Here is a 24276-nt window from a genome sequence, read left to right on the forward strand (position 1 = left end):
AAAAAAGTGAGTTTGGCGATATAGAAATCGCTTTGCTCTATTTTAACAACATTATTATTTACTATTAAAACAAAGAGCGTCAAAATAAAACCTAAATGACCAAAAATAAAAAGATCGCCTAAATTGTTTTTAGACGACCTCCTTATTTTAACTATAATTCAATCTGTAAACTAAAACTCTAAATCTGCTACTAAATCAAATTCATCATAAATAGCTTTATCTTTTAAACCATCAAAAAAGCTTGTAGAACCATAACGTACATCGTACTTGGTTCTATCTATCTTTAAAGATGCTGTAGCTTTACTTCCGTAAATTGAAATAGTAAAAGTTACAGGGTTTGTTTTTCCTTTAATAGTTAAATCTCCTGAAACGGTGTAAGCATTTTTACCTGAAGTAGTTACATCCTTAAACACTAAAGTTGCAGTTGGATGATTTGCAACGCCAAAGAAGTCGTCAGATTTTAAATGACCATCAAGTTTGCCTTTATATTCTCCTTCTAAATCCGTTGTATTTATAGTAGTCATATCTATAACAAATTCACCACCAGTTAATTTTTCTTCTTCAAAAGTCAATGAACCCGATTGAATAGCTATGTTACCTTCATGCGAACCAGTAACTTTATAGCCTTTCCAAACCACTTTACTTTTATCGATTTTTATTTCTTTTTTATTTCCATCAATAGTTGTGAAAGAAAATGTAGTAAATGCTACTAAAGCAAATATTGCAAAATTTTTAATTGTGTTTTTCATTTTTTTATTAATTATTATTACACTGCAAATATCTGATGGATTGGTGATTTAAAAAATAAGGTAGATTATAAAATAAAGTTAATCTAGTTTAACTTTATTTTATTCCAAAAGAAGTTGTCCTTTAATTTTGCTTAAAAATTCTTTAGTAACACCAAGGTATGAAGCTATCATATACTGCGGAATACGTTGTTCTAATTTTGGGTATTGATTTTTAAAATAAAGGTATCTCTCTTTTGCTGAAAGACTAAAGTTTCTAATCACTCGTTTTTGTGATGCAACAAAAGCACGCTCTATTATTAATCTAAAGAAACGCTCTAATTTTGGAATTTCCCTATATAAATCTTCAATATCGTCTTTAGAAAACATAATAAATTCTGTGTTTTCTAAACATTGAACGTTAAAATCGGCTGGGGTTTGAGTAATAAAACTACCCAAATCTGAGGCCCACCAATCTTCAATGGCAAACATTACAATATGCTCCTGCCCTTCCTCGTCTACAAAAAATGTTTTAGTACATCCAGAAATCACGAAACATTCATATTTACAAACATCACCTTGTTGCACAATGTATTGTCCTTTCAAATATTTTCTATATGACACTTTAGAGGTTAGTAACGCCTCCTCTTCAACTGTTAAATTAACATGTTTATTTATGTAATCTAATAGCGCCTGGTTTTTCATTTTAAAGAATTTCTAAAACATCAAATTTAACAATAATATCATGGTCTTAACGGATATTTATTGAGTTATTATTAAATTTAATTCACCAGCATTAGTTCTTTTTTTTAAAATTATAAAAATTTAATAGCCTGAAAAGTATTGAGTTTAACAATAACAATATTGCTTTATTAAATGATTAAAAGCTTTTTACTGTATTTAATTGCTCTATGTTTGCAACATGCAAAACGAGAATACATTTAAGTTTGAATTTGTTACTTTAATGGCATCTTTAATGTCTATTGTAGCCTTATCTATTGATACTTTGCTACCAGCTTTACCTGAAATTAGTAGTGCTTTGGGTGTTACAAATCCAAAAGATAATCAGCTATTAATAACCATGATTTTTTTGGGATTAGGGTTTGGACAACTTTTATTTGGGCCACTATCCGATAGTTTTGGAAGAAAACCCATTGTTTACATTGGTTTTCTAGTTTTTATTATTGCTAGTATAATCTGTGTTACTACCAAAAATTTTGAGGTCATGATTATCGGAAGAATTCTTCAAGGTATAGGATTATCATCTCCACGAAGTTTGGCGCTTTCTATGATACGAGATTCTTATGATGGTGATTATATGGCGAAAATAATTTCTATTGTAGTGATGTTTTTCATTTTAGTACCTGTTGTTGCTCCAACTCTAGGTCAAGTTTTAATAAGTTTTTTTGATTGGAAGTCTATATTTTACTTCAACTTAATTATTGGTGTTTTTATCATGTTTTGGTTTTTAAAACGTCAGCCTGAAACTTTGGTAAAAGAAAAACGTATTAAATTTTCATCACATCTTTTTATTGATGGAGCAAAAGAGTTTTTTAAGCATAAACAAGCGGTAGCATTTACCTTTGTGTCTGGTTTTATTACAGGCTCGTTTATGGTGTATTTGAGTACCTCACAGCAAATTTTTCAAGAACAATATAATCTAGCCGAAATGTTTCCTTACATTTTTGCAAGTTTGGCAATATCTGTAGGTTTTGCTACTTTTTTAAATAGTCGATTGGTTGTTAAATATGGTATGATGCGTATTGCCTATTTAGCTACTTTAGCTTACGCTTTAGTTTCTGTTTTATATGTTGTACTATTTTGGTCTGAAAATAACCCCAGTATTTATATGCTATTAGGTTTTTTCGCTTTACAATTTTTCGCTGTTGGTTTTCTCTTCGGAAATTTAAGAGCTATCGCTATGCAACCATTAGGACACATTGCTGGTATTGGCGCCGCAATTAATGGGTTTATTTCAACCGTTATGGCTGTTCCCATTGCCAATTATATTGGTGGCTTTGTTAATACTTCTGTTTTGCCACTATTTATTGGTTTTTCTGTTTTTGGAGTACTTTCTCTTTTCGTTTTTATAATAACGAAGAATAAAAACATTATGGTTGCCGCATAAGTGTTTTTGTTACAAATAACGCTCTTTTATAACTGCCATATGATGAATTTCATGCCCCAGAATAATAAAAGCAGCTGCTCTTGAAGACAATGGGCTTCCACTAGCAGTTCCCATACATTTCAAATCTTCATCTTTTAAACTTTTTAAAAGTACCTTAAAGTTTTGTCTAACGGCTTGATATTCTTCAATTAAATGATCTAAAGATTTATCATTAGCTTTTGATGGCGCTATGTAATCATCTTGCTCAAAACCAGCTAAAGGATTTTTATCATGTCTTGCAATTCTGAAACAGCGGTACATAAAAATTTGTTCGGTATCAATTACATGCTGAAAAACGTCTTTTATACTCCATTTATCAGGCGCATATCTGTATTCTAATTTATCATTAGGAATGGATTTAAAAAAATTTAAAACTCGCTGTTCTCCTTGTTTAAAACCTTCAGCTAAAGTCATTTCATTTGAGACTTTACTTATATAATTCCCATAATATGTGTCATACTCTGATGTCGTTAAATCTGAAACATTCATAATTCTTAAATTTTTGCTTGATAGGTATATAAATCGTAATATCTGCCTTCTAAAGAAATTAACTCATCGTGTGTGCCTCGTTCTACAATGCGACCTGCTTCTATAACTAAAATCTGGTCTGCTTTTCTAATAGTGCTTAATCTATGTGCAATAACAATGGTAGTTCTGTCTTTTACCAATTCGTTTAAACTCTTTTGAATTAAAGCTTCACTTTCTGTATCTAAATTTGAAGTGGCTTCATCCAAAATGATAACTTTCGGATTTGCTAAAATAGCACGTGCAATAGCCAAACGTTGACGTTGTCCACCAGAGAGTTTTACGCCTCTTTCTCCAATTAAAGTGTCTAACCCCTCATCAAATCTATCGGTAAACTCATTCACGTAAGCTGCTTTAACAGCATTTTGTAATTCTTGGTCTGTAGCGTTTGGTCTAGGAAACATAATGTTTTCTCTAATGGTGCCTTCAAATAAAAATTCATCTTGCAATACCACACCTAAATATTTACGGTAACTATTTAATTTAACTTTGGATAAATCTTGACTATCTATGGTCACCTTTCCCGATTTCGGATTCAAAAACGTAGCAGATAATCCAGCAATAGTAGATTTACCAGAACCCGAACTACCCACCAATGCCGTTACAGAACCTGCCGGTGCATTAAAACTTATATTATGAAGCACTTCTTTATCTTCTTCATAAGCAAACGATACATCATCAAAAGCTATATTACCTTTTAAACTATCAAGTTGAATGGTACGGTTTTCATCATCTTCTTCAGCAGCCATATTCATGAGCTCTTCGGTTCTATCTAATCCTGCTAAAGCTTCTGTTAATTGGCTTCCTATATTACTCATTTGTACAATAGGCGCAATCATAAACCCAAGTATTAATGTGAAGAATAAAAATTCACCCGTAGTCATTTCTCCTAAAATCATATAATAACCACCAATACCCATAATACCAGTTGTTGCAACACCTATTAAAAAAGTTGAAGAACTCGTCATTAATGCCGTAGCCGTTAGACTCTTTTTGACGTTCTGATATAATTTATCAACGCCTTTTTCGAAAACCGTATTTTCTTGAGCTTCAGCATTAAACGCTTTTATAACCCGAACACCAGCTAAAGTTTCGGTTAATCGCCCTGTTACCTCAGCATTAATCTTTCCGCGTTTTCTAAAAATAGGACGAATATATTTAAAAGCTCTTAGTGCTATATATCCAAATATGGAAAGTGGTATAAATACGAAAAGCGTCATCCATGGATTTAACTTTATCAAGATAATTAGTGAAATTATGGCAGTGAACGATCCACCTACCAATTGTACCAAACCTGTACCAATTAAATTTCTAACGCCCTCAACATCACTCATAATTCTAGATACAAGAGCACCAGACTTTGTATTATCAAAAAAGCTAATAGGTAAAGACAGCACTTTTTTCTGTACTTGTGCACGTAACTCACTTATTAAATACTGTGCTTGTACACTTAATATTCTGGTTAGAGAAAACGATGTTACTGCTTGAATTAAGATAGCAACTAATACTATAGCTATTAAATTATAAAGTTTAGATACATCGCCACTTGGAACAACATCATCTAACAATACTTTACTTTGCCACGGGAGTATTAAGCCTGCTAAACTTCTAATTACTATTAAAATTAAACCTATAAATACCAATTTTCGCCTTGGCCATATAATAGTTTTAAAAGCTTGTTTTAGAGTTACTTTTGGTTTGGAATTTTCTTTATTTTTGACGGATTCTTTAAGGTGTTGCATCTGTATTTTTCAAATAATATATATTGTAAAATTACGGATTCTATTAAGATAAAATGTTTAAACTTCACATAAAAAAAACCACTCAAATCGAGTGGTTTTTTAAACTTTATAAAGCAGGAAAATTTACTATTTGCGTTTTGCTTTTTTAGCAAGTTTAGCAGCCTTTTTTTCTTTAGGCGTTAAAATGGCTACTTTTTCTAATATTCCGCCCGCTTCTTGAGCGGCATATGCTTTTACTTTTTCCATAGTTGTTTCTTTTTTTAAAGGTAGTAATTTTTATTATACGTTAATCGCATTAGTGATTGTAACGGTTAGCTTTTGGCGAGCGGACGCATCGAGCCAAAACTAGAAGTGGAAAGCACGACCACGCCCAAGCGTGGTAATGCCAAAAAAAACAAGATAAAAATCATCATAAAACTTTCTTTATTCATTACTTTTAACACTTAAAAATAACCTTTTAAACTATAACAATCAGATGAAAATAATTGGGATTGGTAAAAATTACGTAAATGACAAAAGTGACATTAGTGCTCTTAAAACTGGGAATCAACTTATATTTTTAAAAGCTGAAAGCACTTTGGTAACTGACAATAAGGATATTGCTTTTCCAAAAATTACAAATCAATTAATCTATGAAGTAGAGTTAGTTGCTAAAATCGGAAAAACGGGTAAAGATATTTCTGAAAATGATGCGGCTTCTTATATTAGTGAAATTGGTATTGGAATAGATTACACAGCCAAAGATGTTTTGGGTGCCAGTAGAGAAAACAAAGGACCATGGGCTTTAGCTAAAGGGTTTGATGGAGCATCACCTGTAAGTGGTTTTAAATCTATTTCTACCTTACCAGATTTAAATAACATTAACTTTAGTTTGACCATTAATGGTGAAGAAAAACAGTCTGGAAATACAACCGATATGATTTATAATTTTGTTGAAATCATTGCTTTCGTTTCAAAATACATGACTTTAGAACCTGGGGATTTAATTTTCACAGGAACGCCTGCGAGTGGTTCTGGTCAAAATTTTAAAGGCGATCACTTACAAGCTTTTATTGAAGGAGAGTTGCTACTAGATTTTAAACTCATATAAAATTAATAAATGAAGAATTCTATTGCTGAACGTGTTGGTGATTTTTTAAAAAACTATCCGCCATTTAATATGGTTAGGGCTAAAAACTTAACAGATCTAGCTTCAGAAATCAACATTATATATTTAGAAAAGGGTAATACCGTATTTAAAAAAGGAGATTCGACTCATGAGCACTTTTACATTGTTAGAGATGGCGCCATAAGTTCAAATTATAATAATGGCAAAACCATAGAAATCATGAATATTCATGATACTGGCGATATCTTTGGTTTAAAACCACTAATTAGTAAAGACACTTATAATCTTACTACAATAGCCAATGAAGAATCTATAGTTTACGCTATTCCCATCGCGCTTTTTCAATCTATTACAGATAATAATGCTAAGATTCAAAAATACTTAATTACCGCTTTTGCATCCAACACTTACACACCCTATACCGCAGAAGAATCTGGTAAAATTTTTGTTGATTATTTACCAAACACCTCTCAAGACATTGTAAACTTTCAAACCGTAAATTACACCAAAGCCCCCATTACTTGCAGTTTAAAATCTACTTTAAAAAGTGCTGCTAAAAAAATGTGTAAGCATAAAATTGGATGTATCATTGTGGTAGATGAAAACAAAAAACCTGCTGGTATTATTACAAATAGTGATATAAAAAACAAAATTGCAACGGGTCTATTCCCTATAGACACTAGAGTAACTAATATTATGAATTCTCCAGTAATCACAGGGAAAAAAGATTTAACAGTTGCTGATGGACAATTACAAATGATAAAAAATAACATTGGTCATTTGTGTATTACAAAAGATGGATCTATTAATTCGAAATTGATAGGTGTACTTTCGCATCATGATGTTTTGGCTACTCTAGGAAACAATCCTTCTGTAATTTTAAAAGAAATAAAACGAGCAAAACGCACAAAAAAACTACGTGCTACCAGACGTAAAGCTAATGGCCTCTTAAAAAGTTATTTAGAACAAAACATTCCCATATCACATATTATTAATGTGATTTCACAAATTAATGACGCTGTTACCATTCGCGCTATTGAATTGGCAATAAAAAAAATGCCCACACCTCCTCCAGTTACATTTTCTTGGTTGGCTCTAGGCAGCCAAGGTAGAAAAGAACAGTTGCTTTTTACGGATCAAGACAATGCTTTGGTTTTTGAAGATGTCCCAGAAAAAAAACGTGAAGAAACGCAAACTTATTTTTTAGAGCTTTCAAATTTAATAACCCAAACACTCAATAAAATCGGATTTGAATACTGTGAAGCCGATATGATGGCGAGTAATCCGGAATGGTGCAAATCTTTATCCGAATGGCAAAACCAATTTAAAAAATGGATTTTAAAACCCGATGAAAAAGCTATTTTATTATCATCCATATTCTTTGATTATAACTGTGTTTATGGCAACCAAGAATTAATAAACAAGTTAACGGATACTGTTTATAATACTTTACAAGAAACTACTTTGTTTTTTAGATTCTTAGCAAGTGATGCTATAAAAAGCCCTTCTCCTCTTGGTTTTTTTAGACAATTTTTAATAGAGCAAAATGGTGAACAGAAAGAGCTTTTCAATATAAAAAGTAGAGCTGTTATGCCTCTGGTAGATGCAGCAAGGTTACTTATTTTAAGTAAACAAATACGAGGTGTTAATAATACTTATGAACGCTTTGAAAGATTGGCGCAACTAGAACCTGAAAACAAAGAATTATATGAATCTTGCTCCTATGCTTTTAAAGCACTTTCCAAGTTTAAAACAAAACAAGGTCTGTTGCATAATAACTCTGGAAAACTAATTGATTTAGAGACCTTGACCAAAGAAGAAAAGTTAAAACTAAGACGTTGTTTTAAGCCTATACAGGAAATTCAAGAGATTTTAAAAATTAGATTTGATTTAAAAAACTTTATTTAAAAATGATTAAATGGTTTAGAAAAAATAAAAAAAAGTATCCAGATTTCTGGAACGCCTATATTGACCATTTTGATACTATTGAAAAAACGCCTATTAATGAAACTAGATTTGTAGCTTTTGACACGGAAACTACTGGTTTTGATATTTTAAAAGACAGAGTTTTATCTATTGGAGCTGTCGCATTTAAGGGAAAATCTATCCCTGTAAATGATAGTTTAGAATTATACTTAAAACAAGATATTTTTAATCGTGATTCTGTTGAAATTCATGAAATAATAAAAAGTAGTACCGTTGATAAGGTTACGGAATTAGAAGCTATTAAAATATTCTTATCCTATATAAAAAATGCTGTATTAATTGCGCATCATTCTAATTTTGATAAAAACATGATGAATGAAATGCTCTCTAGACATGGTTTGGGGAAACTAAAAAACAAATTTATAGATACAGGCGTATTATTTAATAAATCGAAGCACATTATTTATCATGAAAATCTTAAAGATCACTACTCTTTGGATGATTTATGTAAAGCACTTAATGTACCTAAAGTAGATAGACATACCGCCAGTGGAGATGCACTTATAACCGGTATTGTATTTTTAAAGATTTTATCGCGTTTGGATAAACGTAAACATTTACAATGGAGTTATTTACTCAAATAAGACCTATTATAATTTAATATCTCTTTTATTCCCAATCTGTAGCCATTTATAAATCCTAGGTTGCTGTGGCTTCACTTTCAGTTAAGCTAATATGTAAAATGATATTACCTGGACAAGCTTTTACTGGATTTCCCTTATAAAATGATAAATCAACATTACCACCTTTACTTGAACTACTGTACAACTAAATAAGGCTAATTCAGAAAAAATTAACAAAATAAAAATAAAGAATGACGTTTTAATATTAACATGGTTTAATCTAAAAACCAGATGTTTTATAATAACTTAATCCACTTTTATGTTTGAAAGTGTAGCAGTTAAAACTCATTAAGTTGTTAGCTTCATCTTATTCTATTTTTTATTAAATTGCTTGTATGAATACCATAGCAGAGCGCATCTTTGATTTTTTAAAGGACTTCCCTCCTTTTAGTATGTTATCCCGAGAACAATTACTCGCTATTTGCAAATCTGTAGAGGTACATTACTTAGAGAAAGACACCAATTTGTTTGTCGCTAAAAACCCAGTAAAGAATCAATTCTACGTTGTAAAAGATGGAGCTATTGGATTATTTCGAGAAGACTCTAACACATTAGTTGATAAATGTGATGAAGGTGATATATTTGGATTACGGGCACTAATGCGTCAAGATGATTACAAACTAACTGCAAAAGCTATAGAAGAAACCATAGTATATAGTATTTCTTCAGAATTATTTAAAGAGTATATCACTACGAATCCTGAAGCCAGTACGTATTTAATGTCAAGTTTTGCTACTAATACAACTTACATAGAATCTAACCCTTTACAAAACCAGAACTCAACTGATAATATTCCAGATTTTTTTGAAGAACAATCTGCCTCTTATTCTAAAAACCCAGTGAGTTGCCTTTTGAATACAAGCATAAAGGAAGCTGCTCTTGAAATGACCGATAAACGTGTAGGCTCAATTATAATTACCGAAAACAATAAGCCCTTAGGCATAATTACAGATAAAGACTTAAGAACTAAAATAGCCACAGGCCTTATTTCAATACAGGAAACTGTTGAAAAAATCATGTCGTCTCCTGTTATTACTTATCCGGAAAATATTACCGTAGCCGAAGCTCAAATTGCCATGATTAAGAATAAAATCACGCATTTATGTATTACAAAAGATGGCACTCCGAACTCGGACTTAAAAGGGGTTTTATCAGAACATGATATTGTGGTTATTCGAGAAAACAATGCTTCGGTTTTAGTAAAAGAAGTAAAGCGCGCCACTACGCCAAATCAATTGCAACACATTCGTAAACGTGCGCATGAAGTATTAAAGCGGTATATAAAACAACACATACCAATTACATTTGCCACCAAAATAATATCTGCTATGAATGAAAGTATCACGCAACGCATCATAGATTTAGCTATTAAAGGCATGGCTACACCACCTCCAACATCTTTTAGTTGGATTGCGATTGGTAGTCAAGGCCGTGAGGAACAGTTGCTTCTAACAGATCAAGATAACGCCCTAGTTTTTAATGATGTTCCAGAGGAAGCATATGAAAGTACTCAAAATTATTTCCTGAAGCTATCAGAGAAAATTACAACGAGTCTAAACATTGTCGGGTTTGAATTTTGTCCTGCAGAAATGATGGCAAGCAATCCTAAATGGTGTTTATCCTTATCTCAATGGGAAACACAATTTAAAGAATGGATTACCAAACCAGATCAAGATAACCTTATGTTGTGTACCATTTTTTTTGATTTCCAACATATTTACGGAGATGAAACATTAGTAAATTCTATGGCAAAAGGAATTTTTGAATCCATCGATTCCTATGAAATATTTTTAAATTTTTTAGGTCTGAATGCTTTAAAAAACCCACCACCTCTAAGCTTTTTTAGACAATTCTTAGTAGAAAGTGATGGCGAACATAAAGATCAATTCGACATTAAAGGGCGTGCTATGATGCCTCTAGTTGATGCTGCCAGATTATTAGTTTTATCAAAAAACATAAAAACTAATAATACTATAATTCGATATGAAAATCTCGCTAGCGCTGAACCGCAAAACAAAGACATCTATTTAGCATGCCGAGATTCTTTTAAAAAACTACTTCGATTTAGAACCGAACAAGGCATACTTCATAACGATTCTGGAAGATTTATTGATTTACAAAAACTCAGTAAAGCTAATAAGTTAGAATTGAAAAGTTGTTTTAAAGCGATTAAGGACGTACAAGATTTAATTCAAACGCGTTTCCAACTTGCTCAATTCATGTAATATAATGTGGTTTAAAAAGAAAACATATCCTGAGTTTTGGACACGCTACCTCAATCATTTTAAATCAACAACAAATAAAGATTTTGACAATCAACGATTTTTAGTTTTTGATACCGAAACCACAGGATTGGATATTAAAACAGATCGCATACTTTCTATTGGTGTTATAGCTGTTCAAGGACAAATTATTAAAGTTTCTGACAGCTTTGAATGCTATGTAAAACAAAATATTTTTAATTCAGAAACCATAAAAATACATGGCTTATTAAAAGGCGGTAACATCACGAAAGCAGAAGAGTCTGAAGCTATCAAAGCATTTTTGGAATATATAGGAAATGCTGTTTTAGTTGCACATCATGCCGCTTTTGATATTGCTATGATTAACGCTGCATTAAAACGTATGAACTTACCCAAACTGAAAAACAAAGTTGTTGATACTGGCGAACTTTATAAAAAAACAAAATATGTTAAAGACCACAAGCATTATAGCCTAGATGCCTTAAGCAACATTTTCAATATTCCACAACACGACCGACATACGGCTTCTGGAGATGCGTATATCACTGCGCTACTTTTTCAAAAATTATCTTCGTTGTTACAGAAAAAGAAAAAGGGTTTGAAGTTGCGTTATTTTTTTGATTGGATATAAAAAAGCACCCAAGAACTGGATGCTTTTTTACATGTATACAGTTTATTTACAACACATTATCCATAATATCCTGAACAACTTCTGGATTTAATAGCGTACTAGTATCGCCTAAATTACTGGTATCGTTACTCGCAATTTTTCGTAAAATACGACGCATAATTTTACCAGAACGTGTTTTCGGTAAGCCGTCTGTAAACTGAATTTTATCTAGTTTAGCAATCGGTCCTATTTGCTCCGTTATAATTTGGTTTATCTCCCTACGCAAATTGTTATGATCACGACTTTCACCTGTTTCTTTCAAGGTTACATAACCATACAATGCGTTTCCTTTTATATCATGTGGGAAACCTACAATAGCACTTTCTGCAACTGCTGGATGCTCGTTAATAGCATCTTCGATTGGCGCAGTGCCTAAGTTATGTCCGGATACAATTATTACATCATCCACACGACCCGTAATTCTATAATAGCCTACTTCATCACGTAAAGCACCATCACCTGTAAAATATTTATTGTCGTAAGCCGAAAAATAAGTGTCTTTGTAGCGTTGGTGATTACCCCAAATGGTTCTTGCCATACTCGGCCAAGGGTATTTTATACACAATCGTCCATCCACTTGATTTCCTTTTATTTCTTCGCCATGTTCATCCATTAAAGCGGGCTGTATTCCAATAAACGGAAGTGTCGCATAGGTTGGTTTCGTTGGAGTTGCAAATGCTATTGGCGTAATCATGATACCTCCTGTTTCGGTTTGCCACCAAGTATCGACAATGGGCGATTTTTTCTTTCCGACGTTATCATCGTACCAGTGCCAAGCCTCTTCATTGATTGGCTCTCCAACAGTTCCCAGAACTTTTAGCGAGGATAAATCATGCTTTTCTAAATGCTCTACACCTTCTTTTGCTAATGCACGAATGGCTGTGGGTGCGGTATAAAATTGGTTGACTTTATGTTTTGCTACGATTTCCCAAAAACGTCCAAAATCTGGGAAATTTGGTACGCCCTCAAACATAATTGTTGTCGCTCCATTACATAACGGACCGTAAACAATGTAGCTATGCCCTGTAATCCAACCTATATCTGCTGTACACCAATACACATCTTCTTCACGGTATTGAAATACATTTTTAAATGTATAAGCAGTATACACCATATAACCAGCTGTTGTATGCACCATACCTTTTGGTTTTCCTGTGGAACCCGAGGTGTATAAAATAAATAAAGGATCTTCTGCATCCATAATTTCTGGAGCACAATCGTGGTGCGCAGCATCTAACAACGGTTGCAACCATTTGTCGCGCCCGTCTTTCATATGAATGTCCGTATTGATACGTTTTGCAACTAAAACAGTATCTACACCAGGGCAATCTTCTAAAGCCTCATCCACAATACCTTTTAAATCGATGGTTTTTGAACCACGATAAGAACCATCGCTAGTAATTACCATTTTACAATCGCTATCGTTAATTCTAGTAGCTAAAGCCGTTGATGAAAACCCAGCAAAAACGACCGAATGTATGGCTCCTATACGTGCACATGCCAAAACAGAAATAGCTAATTCTGGAATCATTGGTAAATAAATACAAACTCGATCGCCTTTACCTACGCCATTATCTTTAAGCACATTAGCAAATCTGCAAACTTTCTCATGCAGTTCTCGGTAGGTAATATGTTGTGCTTTTTCTTCTGGACTATTGGGTTCAAAAATAATAGCGGTTTTATCGCCTCTGGTATATAAATGTCGGTCGATACAGTTTTCGGTAATATTTAATTTGGCACCTTCAAACCATTTTATTTCTGGTTTTGCAAAGTCCCAACTTAATACCTTATCCCATTTTTTTCGCCACATGAAATGCTCTTCGGCTATTTCTTCCCAAAAAGTTTCTGGGTTTCTGACAGATTTACGATAAACTTGGTAATATTCTTCTAAGTGTTTTATGTGGTAATTACTCATAATATATTAATTTAGATTTTATTAAGACACTTCGACTGCGCTCAGTGTGACAATTGATTTATTTTATTAATAATGCGATAGTTTCGTGTTCGTAATTTTACATTATAATTTATGTATCCCAATATGATGGGTTTGATTTACTGATTTCATTTCGTTAATGGTAACTAGATTATCAATGGTTTAAACAATGCTGTATTTTTAGGAGTCGACAACATTTCGCAGTAATTTACGAAGAATTTTTCCGCTTTGTGATTTTGGTAATTCATGACTACTGTTTTTTTGAATTTAGTAGTCCAAACCAATTAGGATTAAGTACTTTAAGTTTAATAAGTACCCAAATAATAACCACAAAACAAACTCCCATAACAATAGATAGCATAGGACTTGTGTAGGTTTCACTTTCAAATTTAAATCTAAAATAAAGTGTAGCGATAGCGTAGATACTAATAATAATATCTGAAGCTAACGGTTTTATGCGAAATTTCATGTCTTTAAACTTTAATTAAACATTGTTTGTTTGCACACAAAACCAATATTTAATAGCGATAAAGACTATCTTTAAGCTAATAGTTCCATAATTTCTGAAACTAGTTTTTTTACTGAAAAAGGTTTGGTTAAATATTTATCTGCTCCAAGTTTTAAACCCTTTTCAATATCTGAAGCTTTATTTTTTGCAGTTAAAAACACCACTTTGGTATCCTTTAAACTGTCTGTATTTTTAATTTGCTTTAAGGTTTGATAACCATCTACATTTGGCATCATAATATCTAATAAAACCACGTTAGGAATATGATGTTTCAATATCTCTAAAGCCTCACTTCCGTCTCTTGCAATAAACACTTCAAAATCTTGTTTTTTGAAGGTATATTCTAATGACATCACTATGTTTGGCTCATCATCAACAATTAAAATTTTCTTCTTCATTATTATCAGGTTACAATGTACTTAAAAGGTATGGTAAAAACAAGCGTTGCGCCATTTTTTACACCTTTTTTTGCCCAAATTTCTCCGTTGTGTTTTTCAATAATTTGCTTGGTTATTGCTAAGCCCAAGCCACTACCCTGTGGTTTAATTGTGTTTTGATGTTTTGATTGGTAAAACTTATCGAAAATATAATCATGATCTTCCTCTGGAATCCCTTTACCATTATCGGTTACAGAGATTTCTATGCGTTCATTTCCTAATTTATAATCGACTGTAATTTTACCTGTTTTCGGAGTGCAAAATTTAATCGCATTTGACAGTAAATTGGTTAGTACTTGAAGGATGCGATCTTCATCATAATTAGTTTTAAAAGTATGTACATTATTGTTAATGACTTTCACCTCTTTTTTTACTGCAATTTGCGAAATACTACTAATGGCTTTTGTAATGGTTTTTTGAATATCATTATAGCCAAAATCTAAATTTAAACGTCCGGTTTCTAGTTTTTCAAAATCTAAAATATTATTAATTAAACGCCCCAACCGGTCGGAATCTTGAAGAATATTTTTTAAGAATTGTGCTTTCATCTCTTTTGGCATATCATCCTCCTCATCCATTAACAACTCTGTCGCGGCACGAATACCAGTAATTGGTGTTTTAAGTTCGTGGGCAACGGTGTCTAAAAATTCATCTTTTTGTTTGTCTTTAGAAATTAATTCTTGGTTTACATCTTTTAGTTTTGACGATAGCTGTGTTAACTCATTGGACTTTTCTAACAAAACTTTATTGCTTACAATGTTTTCTTTAGATTCTTCTAAAATCTTTAGCACTTCAACCAAACTAATCTGCTCTTCTTTAACCACACTAGCTATTAATATTTTTGCCGATGCAGAACCAATACTTCCTGTTAGTAATTTTTCAGAAAAATTAATCAATCGTGCATCTGCTAGTTGCGTGTCTTGAGGTAATTTGTATTTAGTAAAGAAGATATTTAAAGCCCGAGTAGCTCTTTTTTCACCTAAAAAACGAACAAGTACATTTTTTATATCTGCCACATAAGCCTCACCTTTCCAAACCAAAGCACTATCCTGAAGGGTTGAAAAGTTTCGGCTATCCACAAACATTTCGGCATAATTACGTTCGCGATAATTACCTTTGGATGTCAATGAAAAAGTTAAGTAACACAGCAAATTAAATGTCATACTCCAGAAAAAGGCATGAGCCGGTGGACTTAAAAAATCAATTCCAAATAGCGCATAGGGTTTTAAGATTGAAATACCTAGCAATCCATTTTGCGTAAAATCATCAGTTCCTGTATACGCTTGCAATGTAAATGGCAATACCAACGTGTAAAACACAATACAAAAACCAACAATCATTCCAGTAATAGCTGCCTTTGACGAACCACGATTCCAGAATAAACCTATAAAAAATGCCGGTGCTAATTGAGCAATTATTACAAAGGAAATCAATCCGATAGCATACAGCGATAATTCTCTAGAAAAAGACACATAGAAGAAGTAGGCTACAATAATAATAGTGAAGATAGAAATACGACGAATATTTTTAATGTACTTCGAGTTTCGTTCGGGTTGATTTTTTATGAATTTATCTAAAAAACCATAAGGAATAATTAAGTTATTACTTACCATAGTGGATAAGGCTAAAGTTGAAACGATAACCATTGAAATGACTGCAGAAAAGCCGCCAAGAAACACGAGTGTCGCTAAAAAGGAATTTCCATTATTTAACGGGAGTAATAAAGTGTAATATTCTGCATTTTGTGTGCTTCCAAAAGTAAGTTTTCCAGCCCAAGCGATAAAAATAACAAAAACATTGAATAGCAATAAATACAACGGAAATAGCCAAATTGCTTTTTTTAAATGCTTCTCTCTGTTGTTTTCTAAAACCGAAACTTGAAATTGTCTTGGTAATAAAAAGATAGCCATAAAAGATAAAGCAATCATGAAGAACCAATTAAAACCTTCTTCCACACCTCCAAGCGTAGTGAGTTGTTTGAAGTTTTCAGCATCCGACATTTTGTTATAAATATCTGAAGTACCATCAAATAGGTAGAACGTAATATATACACCTATGATTAAAAAGAATACCAACTTTAAAACTGACTCGAATGCTACTGAAGCAATAATTCCTTTATGTTTTTCTGAAGCATCTGTTTTTTGTGTACCAAAAAAGGCAGCAAATATGGCTAGAAGTAATGCCACATAAAACGTTGAATCATCTATGACAGCTGTAGAAATATAACTGGTATCGTCAGACATGATTTCAAAAGTTTCAGACACGGCTTTTAGCTGTAACGAAATATAAGGCAGCGTACCAAACAAGCAAATAATAGTTACCAGAGCTCCTAAAAATCTGTTGTTTCCATAGCGTAAAGAAATAAAATCTGCAATGGATGAAATTTTATGTTGTTTAGAAATTCTTATGATTTTTCTAAGTACAATAATCCATAACGGTGCTGCAATTACTGGCCCTAAATAAATGGGCAAAAAATTGATGCCTGTATTTGCGGCAATTCCAATACTACCATAATAGGTCCAAGCAGAACAGAACACCGCTAAAGACAAAGTGTACACGTATGGATTATTAACCCACTTACTTTGTTTTTTCCTTTCTGCCAGAAAAGCAATGTAAAACAACACTGCTAAATAGATAATTATTATGACTATTAAAGCGTAATTATTCATAATGACGTTTTAATACGATATATGAAATAATGATAGATAATAACCAAATGGAAAACACTGAAAAATAAAAAGTAGGAATGCCAAATATGGCACCTTCAAAATTAAAAATAAGAATAAAAGGAATATTAAAAATCAAAAACAAAGCTATTGAAAGTACAATCAGCTTTTGTTCGTGGCGTTTTTTCATGGGTTGGTTATATTTTTTTTCGCAAATCTACCTGTTCGGCAGATAGGAGCTAAAACAATAAAATCTTCACTAATATAAGAAATCAGCATTACAAAATGGCAATGCTGATTTTCTAACTAACTAATAATATTAGATTATGTTCGAGTTAATTCAAAAAAAACAATCATCTAATGGTCTGAAGCCTCCCCTGCTCCTGAAGGTATTCTGATACTTTCTACCATATCTTGAACATCTTGCGGTGGTGCTGGAGTTAATCTTGAAACTACAACAGAAATTACAATATTTACACACATGGCAATAGTACCAAAGCCTTCTGGAGATGTTCCAAACCACCACTCATCACTTGTACCGCCACCAAACATATCAAGTTTAAACTTCATCATATAAAATAGCATGAGTACGATACCTACTACCATTCCTGAAATAGCACCTTGGCTGTTCATGCGCTTATCAAATATCCCTAAAATTATAGCTGGGAAAAATGAAGCTGCTGCGAGACCAAATGCGAGCGCGACCACTGCGGCGACAAATCCTGGCGGATTAATACCAAAATAACCTGCAATTAAAATCGCTACAAAAATTGCAATTCTTGCTGCTGTTAATTCTGCTTTATCTGAAATATCTGGCTTAATTTGTTTTTTAATTAAATCGTGAGAAATTGAAGTAGAAATCACCAAAAGTAATCCTGCGGCTGTAGATAATGCTGCGGCAAGTCCACCAGCAGCCACCAAAGCAATTACCCAATTTGGAAGATTAGCAATTTCTGGATTTGCAAGTACCATGATATCTCTATCTACATACAATTCATTCTGAGCAGTATTGGCATTCGAAATCATACGTTCTCCATACGTGCCTCTTGCTTCCGTGTAAACTGGTTTTTTACCTTCTAAAGCACTTCCTGCTACATATTGAATTTTACCATCTCCATTTTTATCAGCCCAAGCAATTAAACCTGTATTTTCCCAGTTTTTAAACCATTCTGGAATATCGGTATACGATTGATTACTTACCGTTTCAATTAAATTAGTTCTTGAAAATACTGCAATTGCTGGTGCCGTTGTATATAAAATTGCAATTAACAATAAAGCATAACCTGCCGATTTACGGGCATCTTTTACTTTAGGCACGGTAAAGAAACGTACAATTACATGAGGTAATCCTGCAGTCCCGGTCATTAATGCTAAGGTAATAGCGAATACATCCCAAGTAGATTTTGTTCCGCTTGTATATTCGTTAAACCCTAATTGAGTATGTAATTTATCAAGCTTATCTAATAAAAATTCACCACCTTCAACCGAACCTCCCATACCAATTTGAGGAATGATATTTCCTGTCATTTGCATAGAGATAAAAAATGCTGGCACCATAAAAGCAAAAATTAACACACAGTATTGTGCTACTTGTGTATAGGTGATACCTTTCATGCCACCTAATAACGCAAAGGTTAAAACCACTGCCATTCCGATGATTACACCTAAATTAATATCTACTTGTAAAAATTGAGAAAACACAATTCCAACGCCACGCATTTGACCTGCCACGTACGTAAATGATACGATTAATGCACAAATTACTGCAACTGTTCTTGCTGTGTTTGAGTAATATCTATCTCCTATAAAATCTGGCACAGTAAACTTACCAAACTTACGTAAATACGGTGCTAAGAGTAATGCAAGAAGCACATAGCCACCGGTCCAACCCATAAGATATACTGAGCCATCATAACCTGCAAAGGAAATGATACCTGCCATACTAATAAAGGATGCGGCACTCATCCAATCGGCAGCTGTAGCCATACCGTTTGCTAATGGAGAAACGCCTCCACCAGCGACGTAAAATTCTTTTGTTGAGCCCGCTCTGGCCCAAATTGCAATTCCGAAATATAAGGCAAAAGTAATCCCTACTAATAACCAAGTCCAAGTTTGTACACTCATAATTTTTTTTGTTTTTAGGTTTCCTTTAAATTTTTAAATGTTCTCGATACAATTCCGAAGAAAAATCGAAATCACTCGAACTGACAATTAAAAGTTTAAAGCAAACATTTAGTTATTAGTTAAGACTATTCGTCGAAACCGTATTTTTTATCTAATTTGTTCATTAATCTTACGTATACGAAAATTAGAATTACGAATACATAAATTGAACCTTGCTGTGCAAACCAGAATCCTAGTTTAAAGCCACCAAGTCTAATTTCATTTAAAGCTTCTCTAAATAAAATTCCACAGCCATAGGAAACTATAAACCAAATACTTAGTAATACTACTAAATACTTAAGGTTTACCTTCCAATATGCTGTTGCGTGTTTTTGTTTTTCTGACATATTATTTTTAGGTTAGATTAGTTAATTATAGAAATATATGTGTTTGAAGTGTGAAAATATTTGTTGATTCAGCACCAATAGCTCCTTTAGAACCCGAAGTATACTCTGCGGTAATTTTAGCAAAGTGCCCATTTATGAAATAATTAAGACCAATACCAAGTTCATTACTGCTATCAGGAGTAAAATCTAGATTTTGAGAACTATAAGATAGATAAGGCATGAGTTTCGCTTTAGTGAATAAAACCCCTACCTGACCATAAAGGATACTTCCAGACGATGGTACTAATCCTCCCGAATTAAATCCATCCGTATCACCATATTTATAATTATAATAAGCGCCTAAAGCGTTTATTGCTAAATCATCATTTAAAGGTGCGTCATAAAAAGCATCCATAGCAAAATGTGTTACAGATTCTCTAGTTTCTAAGTCGTTAACAGCTAATGCATCAGGATGGTGAAAAAAGCCAGCACCTAAACTGAATACTTTCTTTTTTCCTAAATACGTTCCCACCAAATAAGGAAGTCTATCTGATTCTTTATCAAGAAGATCGTATTTGAAATATCCGGCAAAATTCCATAGCCCTGCTCCATCAACGTTGTCAACTTGGAAAGAAGGTGTTGCTCCTAACGAACCTATATTTGTTCTTGCATTGTTTGCGGCAATTCTATAGCTAAAGTTCCCTAATGACCCTTTAGCATAAACACCTAAATGACGCGCAAATTGGTCGCTTGTGGTAATATTATTCCAAGGGAATAGTCTTCCGTCTGCATTTCCAGATCCTGCATTATCTAGAGTCATCATATTTAAAGTACTTTGGTTAGAAAGTCTAGAAATACCATTCCAATAATGCAAACCTGTACCTACATGTAATTTTCCTGGTTCGATAGCAAATTCTGCCCAAGCATCATGTAAAAAAAGCAAACTTCTATTGTTTGCTGTCTGCGAATTTGGGTTTGCTGTTAAATTACCCGCACCAAGACTATTTAGTCCAAAGTGCGTTAGTATTAAAAATTTTGGTGAAATTTGGGCAAAAGCTAAAACACGGGATCTTCTGATTGAATGTCTCAATCCTTTCTGTTCACTTCCAGCTTGCAACCACATTTGATGCTAGGTAATAATTCGTAAATATTTACTACCATCTTCATTTAGTTTAAGTTGCATTGGTTTATAGGAATGATCCTCAGCCTTTTCTTCTTCCTGACTGCTTCCCATAAAAGGTACAACGAGCATTAATACTGCTAAAAGTAAAAATGATTTTTTTTTCATTGTTTAATGGTTTAGTTAGTAATTAATTGGTTTTATGTGCACCACTAAACTCTAAAAAACAATTCGTTAACTAAAAAATAGTATATCTAATCGTTAATTTAATATACTAATCTTTAAAACGCTCCCATTTTATAAGCATAAACTTATCTCCCAACTCGGTAACAACGACGCCTGCTCCTTTTATATTTTCAACCTTGGCAAAGTAATTTGCCAGCTCCATAGCATTTAATATTTTATAGGTTGGATGGTAATTAGAATTATAAGGGCGTTTAATGTTATATTTCTTAACCCAATTCATAATACTAACATGCGAAATACCTAATATCCATTCTATCTCACGATAGGTTAAGCCTTCTAAATACAACTGAAGTGATTTGTTTACATAATAATCGTCAATCTTCTTTCCAATTTTATTAACTGAAAAAAAATAGTTGCATTTTTTACACTTGTAACGCTGTCTATTTTTAATAACACCACTTTTTATGTAATGGTCTGAACCACAGTTAGGACACAAATCAATTTTCATATATACTATTTTAGCATAAATATATCAATTTAGCAATATAATACAAATATTAATGATAATTTAATTGAATTCGAGCTTCCCGTAAATGAATTATTTTAGTCTTTTAAAGTAACTTCTGGTTTCCTTAATAGCTTTTGGAGCCAAAATTAGTGTAGCAAACATAGTAGGTATCGCCATTAACGCAAAAACCCCATCAATTAAATTTAACATCACACTAAATGGCGTTGTAGCAGCTAATATAATACTGAGGATATACATGTAGTTATAATAATGTTTTTTATCAGCACCTATTAAAAACGATAAGCATTTTGTGCCATAATACGAATATGAAAACAGTGATGACATACTAAAAATAAACACGCAAACCATTAGCAGGTATTTACCATATACGGGCATGGTATGACTGAATGCTGAAGCCGTTAAACTCACCCCATTATCTGAGGTGGTTTCCCAAACACCTGTAACCAAAATAGCCAACGCTGTTAGTGTACAAACAATAAGCGTATCTATTGCTGGTCCAAGCATAGCCACTAAACCTTCGCGAACAGGTTCATCTGTTTTTGCTGCACCATGAGCCATAGGAGCTGTACCTATTCCGGCTTCGTTTGAAAAAGCACCACGCCGAATCCCTAATAAAATTAATGCGCCTAAAACACCTCCCATAAAAGCATCACCTTCATAATAATCTGCTGAAAATGCACCTGTAAAAATCATGATGATATATTTCGGAACCACTTCATAATTAGAAATCAAAATGAATAGCACCAAAACAAAGTATAACAACACCATAGCAGGCACCATTTTAGAAGCCGCATTACTAATGCGTTTTAATCCGCCAAGAATAATGACTGATGTTAAAGCGACTAATACAAAGGCTAGAATGAGATTTGATTTTAAACCCACTTCTACACCATTCGGGATTAATATAATATCATTAATAGCTTGTGTTAACTGATTCACATTGACAACAGGTAACGCGCCTATCATGCCGAAAAGACTAAACATAACCGCTAACGGTTTCCATGATTTCCCTAAACCCTCCATGATAAAATACATAGGGCCACCTTGTAACTCGCCTGAAGTATCTTTTCCGCGATACATAATGGCCAATGTAGATGTAAAAAATTTGGTTGACATTCCTACTATAGCACTTACCCACATCCAAAACATAGCGCCTGGACCTCCAACTGAAATAGCAACTGCAACTCCTGCAATATTGCCCATACCAATGGTAGACGATAAGGCTATTGTTAGTGCTTTAAAATGTGAAATTTGACCAGGATCATTGGGGTTATCATATTTACCTCTAAGTACTTGAATAGCATGACCTAAATACCAAAATGGCAAAAATTATGACAATACTAAAAGATACAAACCACCTCCAATCAATAAAATAACTAAGGGCAAACCCCAAGCATAATTAGAAAAGGCTTTTATAATTTCCTCCATACAAGGTTTTAATATTTTATAAATATATCATTTTACAAACATTCTCTTTTGATTAATTAAAAGTATATTTATGCTTGTTAAACCAACTTATGGCGCAAACCAATCGCTTATACTTTATAGATGCCGTTAGAGCATTTGCTATATTAATGATGCTTCAAGGTCATTTTATAGATACTTTGCTATCTCCTATTTATAGAGACAATTCAAACACAACTTATATTATTTGGTCTTATTTTAGAGGTATTACAGCACCCGTTTTTTTTACCATTTCAGGTTTAGTTTTTGCCTATTTATTGCTACGCGCTTATGCCAAAGGCAACGATAAACCTAGAATAAAAAAGGGATTATTTCGGGGTTTGTTATTACTTGCCATAGGCTATAGTTTGCGTATTAATGTTTTTAGTTGGTTGTCCGGATATTTCAGTTCCTATTTTTTTGTCATTGATGTGTTACAATGCATTGGATTATCTTTAATTTTTCTGGTGGCTTTACACAGTATTTTCAAAAAACATAGTTATATTTTTTCCATAGTTCTTTTTACCATAGGTTGCCTTTGTTTTGTTACTGATCCACTTTACAGAAATCTGACTTTAGATACAGTTCCCAAAATTATCGCTAATTACATGACAAAAACAAACGGCTCAGTATTCACCATTTTGCCATGGTTTGGTTATTCTGCTTTTGGCGCGTTTATTTCTACCATTTTTTTTAGACATGTCCACCGTGATCGTTTTAAGTTGTATACAATTATTACTTTTTTTGTTGTAGGTGGTTTTCTAATTTATTTTTCATCTTTGTTTCTTACAAAACTAAGTTACTTAACTGATATTGAGCTATTTAAAATGAGTGCCGATTATAATTATCTATTCACCAGACTGGGTAACGTCTTAATTTTATTTGGTGTTTTTTATGCGTTTGAACAGTTTTTAAAACAATCTATAGTAGCCAGAATCGGAGAAAAAACCTTATCCATTTATGTCATTCATTTTATTTTACTTTACGGAAGTTTCACAGGTTACGGATTAAAATACTTTTTGAATAAATCTTTAAATCCGACTGAAGCTATTTTAGGTGCTATTTTATTTTTGGTAGTGGTTTGCTTTATATCCTTCCATTACGCAAAAACAAATGCTTTTATTTATAATTTAGTTCGGAAAATAACAGACCGCGTAAAAAAATGAATTTAGAAAT

General features: G+C 32.9%; 22 protein-coding genes and 1 pseudogene. 7 read left to right on the forward strand and 16 right to left on the reverse strand.

Translation table 11 applies throughout. From position 1 onward, the window contains the following. Positions 1 to 170: 170 nt before the first annotated feature. Both P8K68_RS03675 and P8K68_RS03680 read right to left on the reverse strand, forming a co-directional pair. The gene (locus P8K68_RS03675) at positions 171 to 749 is read right to left on the reverse strand and encodes a YceI family protein (protein ID WP_300248293.1); all 579 of its coding nucleotides are present in this window, start codon (positions 747 to 749) and stop codon (positions 171 to 173) included. 99 nt (positions 750 to 848) lie between these two features. After that, positions 849 to 1430, reverse strand: a complete 582-nt coding sequence (locus P8K68_RS03680; protein ID WP_300248294.1) for a Crp/Fnr family transcriptional regulator — start codon at positions 1428 to 1430, stop codon at positions 849 to 851. A 217-nt stretch (positions 1431 to 1647) separates the two neighbouring features. Between P8K68_RS03680 and P8K68_RS03685 the strand changes: the two genes are divergently transcribed. Continuing rightward, positions 1648 to 2853: a multidrug effflux MFS transporter gene (locus tag P8K68_RS03685; RefSeq protein ID WP_300248295.1), complete on the forward strand. Its 1206-nt coding sequence runs from the start codon at positions 1648 to 1650 to the stop codon at positions 2851 to 2853. A gap of 9 nt (positions 2854 to 2862) precedes the next feature. Here P8K68_RS03685 and P8K68_RS03690 read toward each other — a convergent pair whose 3' ends face one another. After that, on the reverse strand, positions 2863 to 3381 hold the full coding sequence (locus tag P8K68_RS03690) for a DinB family protein (RefSeq protein WP_300248296.1): 519 nt from the start codon (positions 3379 to 3381) through the stop codon (positions 2863 to 2865). A 5-nt stretch (positions 3382 to 3386) separates the two neighbouring features. Next, positions 3387 to 5159, reverse strand: coding sequence for an ABC transporter ATP-binding protein (locus tag P8K68_RS03695; RefSeq protein WP_300248297.1), 1773 nt, complete (start codon positions 5157 to 5159; stop codon positions 3387 to 3389). A gap of 475 nt (positions 5160 to 5634) precedes the next feature. On the opposite strand from P8K68_RS03695, the gene P8K68_RS03700 reads away from it, so the two are divergent. Genes P8K68_RS03700 through P8K68_RS03710 form a run of 3 tightly spaced genes read left to right on the forward strand, consistent with a single transcriptional unit; the run spans position 5635 to position 8837 of the window. After that, entirely contained in the window at positions 5635 to 6249 is a 615-nt protein-coding gene (locus P8K68_RS03700) for a fumarylacetoacetate hydrolase family protein (protein WP_300248298.1), read from the forward strand. Between the two features lie 9 nt (positions 6250 to 6258). Then, positions 6259 to 8175, forward strand: a complete 1917-nt coding sequence (locus tag P8K68_RS03705; protein WP_300248299.1) for a DUF294 nucleotidyltransferase-like domain-containing protein — start codon at positions 6259 to 6261, stop codon at positions 8173 to 8175. A 2-nt stretch (positions 8176 to 8177) separates the two neighbouring features. Continuing rightward, positions 8178 to 8837, forward strand: a complete 660-nt coding sequence (locus P8K68_RS03710; protein WP_300248300.1) for a 3'-5' exonuclease — start codon at positions 8178 to 8180, stop codon at positions 8835 to 8837. 55 nt (positions 8838 to 8892) lie between these two features. On the opposite strand, the gene P8K68_RS03715 is transcribed toward P8K68_RS03710, so the two are convergent. After that, complete coding sequence (locus P8K68_RS03715; RefSeq protein ID WP_300248301.1) at positions 8893 to 9021, reverse strand: hypothetical protein; 129 nt, start codon at positions 9019 to 9021, stop codon at positions 8893 to 8895. 190 nt (positions 9022 to 9211) lie between these two features. On the opposite strand from P8K68_RS03715, the gene P8K68_RS03720 reads away from it, so the two are divergent. Together P8K68_RS03720 and P8K68_RS03725 are read left to right on the forward strand one after the other, a co-directional pair. Further along, positions 9212 to 11101 (forward strand): DUF294 nucleotidyltransferase-like domain-containing protein, encoded by a 1890-nt coding sequence (locus tag P8K68_RS03720; RefSeq protein WP_300248302.1) that lies wholly within the window; start codon positions 9212 to 9214, stop codon positions 11099 to 11101. 4 nt (positions 11102 to 11105) lie between these two features. Beyond that, a complete protein-coding gene (locus P8K68_RS03725) occupies positions 11106 to 11750 on the forward strand; it encodes a 3'-5' exonuclease (RefSeq protein WP_300248303.1) in 645 nt (214 codons plus the stop codon). Positions 11751 to 11796: 46 nt separating this feature from the next. Here the strand turns inward: P8K68_RS03725 and acs are convergent, their stop codons facing one another. From acs to P8K68_RS03780, 11 genes and pseudogenes are all read right to left on the reverse strand, one after another. Further along, complete coding sequence (acs, locus tag P8K68_RS03730) at positions 11797 to 13704, reverse strand: acetate--CoA ligase (protein ID WP_300248304.1); 1908 nt, start codon at positions 13702 to 13704, stop codon at positions 11797 to 11799. A 268-nt stretch (positions 13705 to 13972) separates the two neighbouring features. Further along, complete coding sequence (locus tag P8K68_RS03735; protein WP_300248305.1) at positions 13973 to 14191, reverse strand: hypothetical protein; 219 nt, start codon at positions 14189 to 14191, stop codon at positions 13973 to 13975. Positions 14192 to 14262: 71 nt separating this feature from the next. Further along, positions 14263 to 14628, reverse strand: coding sequence for a response regulator (locus P8K68_RS03740; protein WP_300248306.1), 366 nt, complete (start codon positions 14626 to 14628; stop codon positions 14263 to 14265). A 5-nt stretch (positions 14629 to 14633) separates the two neighbouring features. Next, the gene (locus P8K68_RS03745; RefSeq protein WP_300248308.1) at positions 14634 to 17336 is read right to left on the reverse strand and encodes a sensor histidine kinase; all 2703 of its coding nucleotides are present in this window, start codon (positions 17334 to 17336) and stop codon (positions 14634 to 14636) included. Further along, positions 17329 to 17523, reverse strand: coding sequence for a hypothetical protein (locus P8K68_RS03750; RefSeq protein ID WP_300248309.1), 195 nt, complete (start codon positions 17521 to 17523; stop codon positions 17329 to 17331). The genes P8K68_RS03745 and P8K68_RS03750 overlap by 8 nt, the downstream gene beginning before the upstream one ends. A gap of 167 nt (positions 17524 to 17690) precedes the next feature. Next, positions 17691 to 19457: a sodium:solute symporter family protein gene (locus P8K68_RS03755; protein WP_300248310.1), complete on the reverse strand. Its 1767-nt coding sequence runs from the start codon at positions 19455 to 19457 to the stop codon at positions 17691 to 17693. A gap of 125 nt (positions 19458 to 19582) precedes the next feature. After that, complete coding sequence (locus tag P8K68_RS03760; protein WP_300248311.1) at positions 19583 to 19843, reverse strand: DUF4212 domain-containing protein; 261 nt, start codon at positions 19841 to 19843, stop codon at positions 19583 to 19585. 25 nt (positions 19844 to 19868) lie between these two features. Then, positions 19869 to 20945 (reverse strand): hypothetical protein, encoded by a 1077-nt coding sequence (locus tag P8K68_RS03765; RefSeq protein WP_300248312.1) that lies wholly within the window; start codon positions 20943 to 20945, stop codon positions 19869 to 19871. 6 nt (positions 20946 to 20951) lie between these two features. Beyond that, positions 20952 to 21110: a hypothetical protein gene (locus P8K68_RS03770; RefSeq protein ID WP_300248313.1), complete on the reverse strand. Its 159-nt coding sequence runs from the start codon at positions 21108 to 21110 to the stop codon at positions 20952 to 20954. 106 nt (positions 21111 to 21216) lie between these two features. Further along, positions 21217 to 21636 (reverse strand): hypothetical protein, encoded by a 420-nt coding sequence (locus P8K68_RS03775; protein ID WP_300248314.1) that lies wholly within the window; start codon positions 21634 to 21636, stop codon positions 21217 to 21219. 90 nt (positions 21637 to 21726) lie between these two features. Further along, positions 21727 to 23085, reverse strand: a pseudogene (locus P8K68_RS03780) (alanine/glycine:cation symporter family protein). A gap of 89 nt (positions 23086 to 23174) precedes the next feature. Between P8K68_RS03780 and P8K68_RS03785 the strand changes: the two are divergent. Continuing rightward, positions 23175 to 24266: a heparan-alpha-glucosaminide N-acetyltransferase domain-containing protein gene (locus tag P8K68_RS03785; RefSeq protein ID WP_300248315.1), complete on the forward strand. Its 1092-nt coding sequence runs from the start codon at positions 23175 to 23177 to the stop codon at positions 24264 to 24266. Positions 24267 to 24276 lie beyond the last annotated feature (10 nt).

This window comes from Algibacter sp. (assembly GCF_029245835.1).
Taxonomy (GTDB): Bacteria; Bacteroidota; Bacteroidia; order Flavobacteriales; family Flavobacteriaceae; genus Algibacter_B.

What these genes read in the sequence shown, in the direction of transcription:
- P8K68_RS03760 (WP_300248311.1), bottom strand. Translation starts at nt 19,843, where the DNA reads ATGTCAGAAAAACAAAAACACGCAACAGCATATTGGAAGGTAAACCTT.
- P8K68_RS03740 (WP_300248306.1), bottom strand. Translation starts at nt 14,628, where the DNA reads ATGAAGAAGAAAATTTTAATTGTTGATGATGAGCCAAACATAGTGATG.
- P8K68_RS03765 (WP_300248312.1), bottom strand. Translation starts at nt 20,945, where the DNA reads ATGTGGTTGCAAGCTGGAAGTGAACAGAAAGGATTGAGACATTCAATC.
- P8K68_RS03695 (WP_300248297.1), bottom strand. Translation starts at nt 5,159, where the DNA reads ATGCAACACCTTAAAGAATCCGTCAAAAATAAAGAAAATTCCAAACCA.
- P8K68_RS03685 (WP_300248295.1), top strand. Translation starts at nt 1,648, where the DNA reads ATGCAAAACGAGAATACATTTAAGTTTGAATTTGTTACTTTAATGGCA.
- P8K68_RS03775 (WP_300248314.1), bottom strand. Translation starts at nt 21,636, where the DNA reads ATGAAAATTGATTTGTGTCCTAACTGTGGTTCAGACCATTACATAAAA.
- P8K68_RS03745 (WP_300248308.1), bottom strand. Translation starts at nt 17,336, where the DNA reads ATGAATAATTACGCTTTAATAGTCATAATAATTATCTATTTAGCAGTG.
- P8K68_RS03785 (WP_300248315.1), top strand. Translation starts at nt 23,175, where the DNA reads ATGGCGCAAACCAATCGCTTATACTTTATAGATGCCGTTAGAGCATTT.
- P8K68_RS03710 (WP_300248300.1), top strand. Translation starts at nt 8,178, where the DNA reads ATGATTAAATGGTTTAGAAAAAATAAAAAAAAGTATCCAGATTTCTGG.
- P8K68_RS03690 (WP_300248296.1), bottom strand. Translation starts at nt 3,381, where the DNA reads ATGAATGTTTCAGATTTAACGACATCAGAGTATGACACATATTATGGG.
- P8K68_RS03750 (WP_300248309.1), bottom strand. Translation starts at nt 17,523, where the DNA reads ATGAAAAAACGCCACGAACAAAAGCTGATTGTACTTTCAATAGCTTTG.
- P8K68_RS03720 (WP_300248302.1), top strand. Translation starts at nt 9,212, where the DNA reads ATGAATACCATAGCAGAGCGCATCTTTGATTTTTTAAAGGACTTCCCT.
- P8K68_RS03680 (WP_300248294.1), bottom strand. Translation starts at nt 1,430, where the DNA reads ATGAAAAACCAGGCGCTATTAGATTACATAAATAAACATGTTAATTTA.
- P8K68_RS03700 (WP_300248298.1), top strand. Translation starts at nt 5,635, where the DNA reads ATGAAAATAATTGGGATTGGTAAAAATTACGTAAATGACAAAAGTGAC.
- P8K68_RS03770 (WP_300248313.1), bottom strand. Translation starts at nt 21,110, where the DNA reads ATGAAAAAAAAATCATTTTTACTTTTAGCAGTATTAATGCTCGTTGTA.
- acs (WP_300248304.1), bottom strand. Translation starts at nt 13,704, where the DNA reads ATGAGTAATTACCACATAAAACACTTAGAAGAATATTACCAAGTTTAT.
- P8K68_RS03725 (WP_300248303.1), top strand. Translation starts at nt 11,106, where the DNA reads ATGTGGTTTAAAAAGAAAACATATCCTGAGTTTTGGACACGCTACCTC.
- P8K68_RS03675 (WP_300248293.1), bottom strand. Translation starts at nt 749, where the DNA reads ATGAAAAACACAATTAAAAATTTTGCAATATTTGCTTTAGTAGCATTT.
- P8K68_RS03705 (WP_300248299.1), top strand. Translation starts at nt 6,259, where the DNA reads ATGAAGAATTCTATTGCTGAACGTGTTGGTGATTTTTTAAAAAACTAT.
- P8K68_RS03755 (WP_300248310.1), bottom strand. Translation starts at nt 19,457, where the DNA reads ATGAGTGTACAAACTTGGACTTGGTTATTAGTAGGGATTACTTTTGCC.
- P8K68_RS03735 (WP_300248305.1), bottom strand. Translation starts at nt 14,191, where the DNA reads ATGAAATTTCGCATAAAACCGTTAGCTTCAGATATTATTATTAGTATC.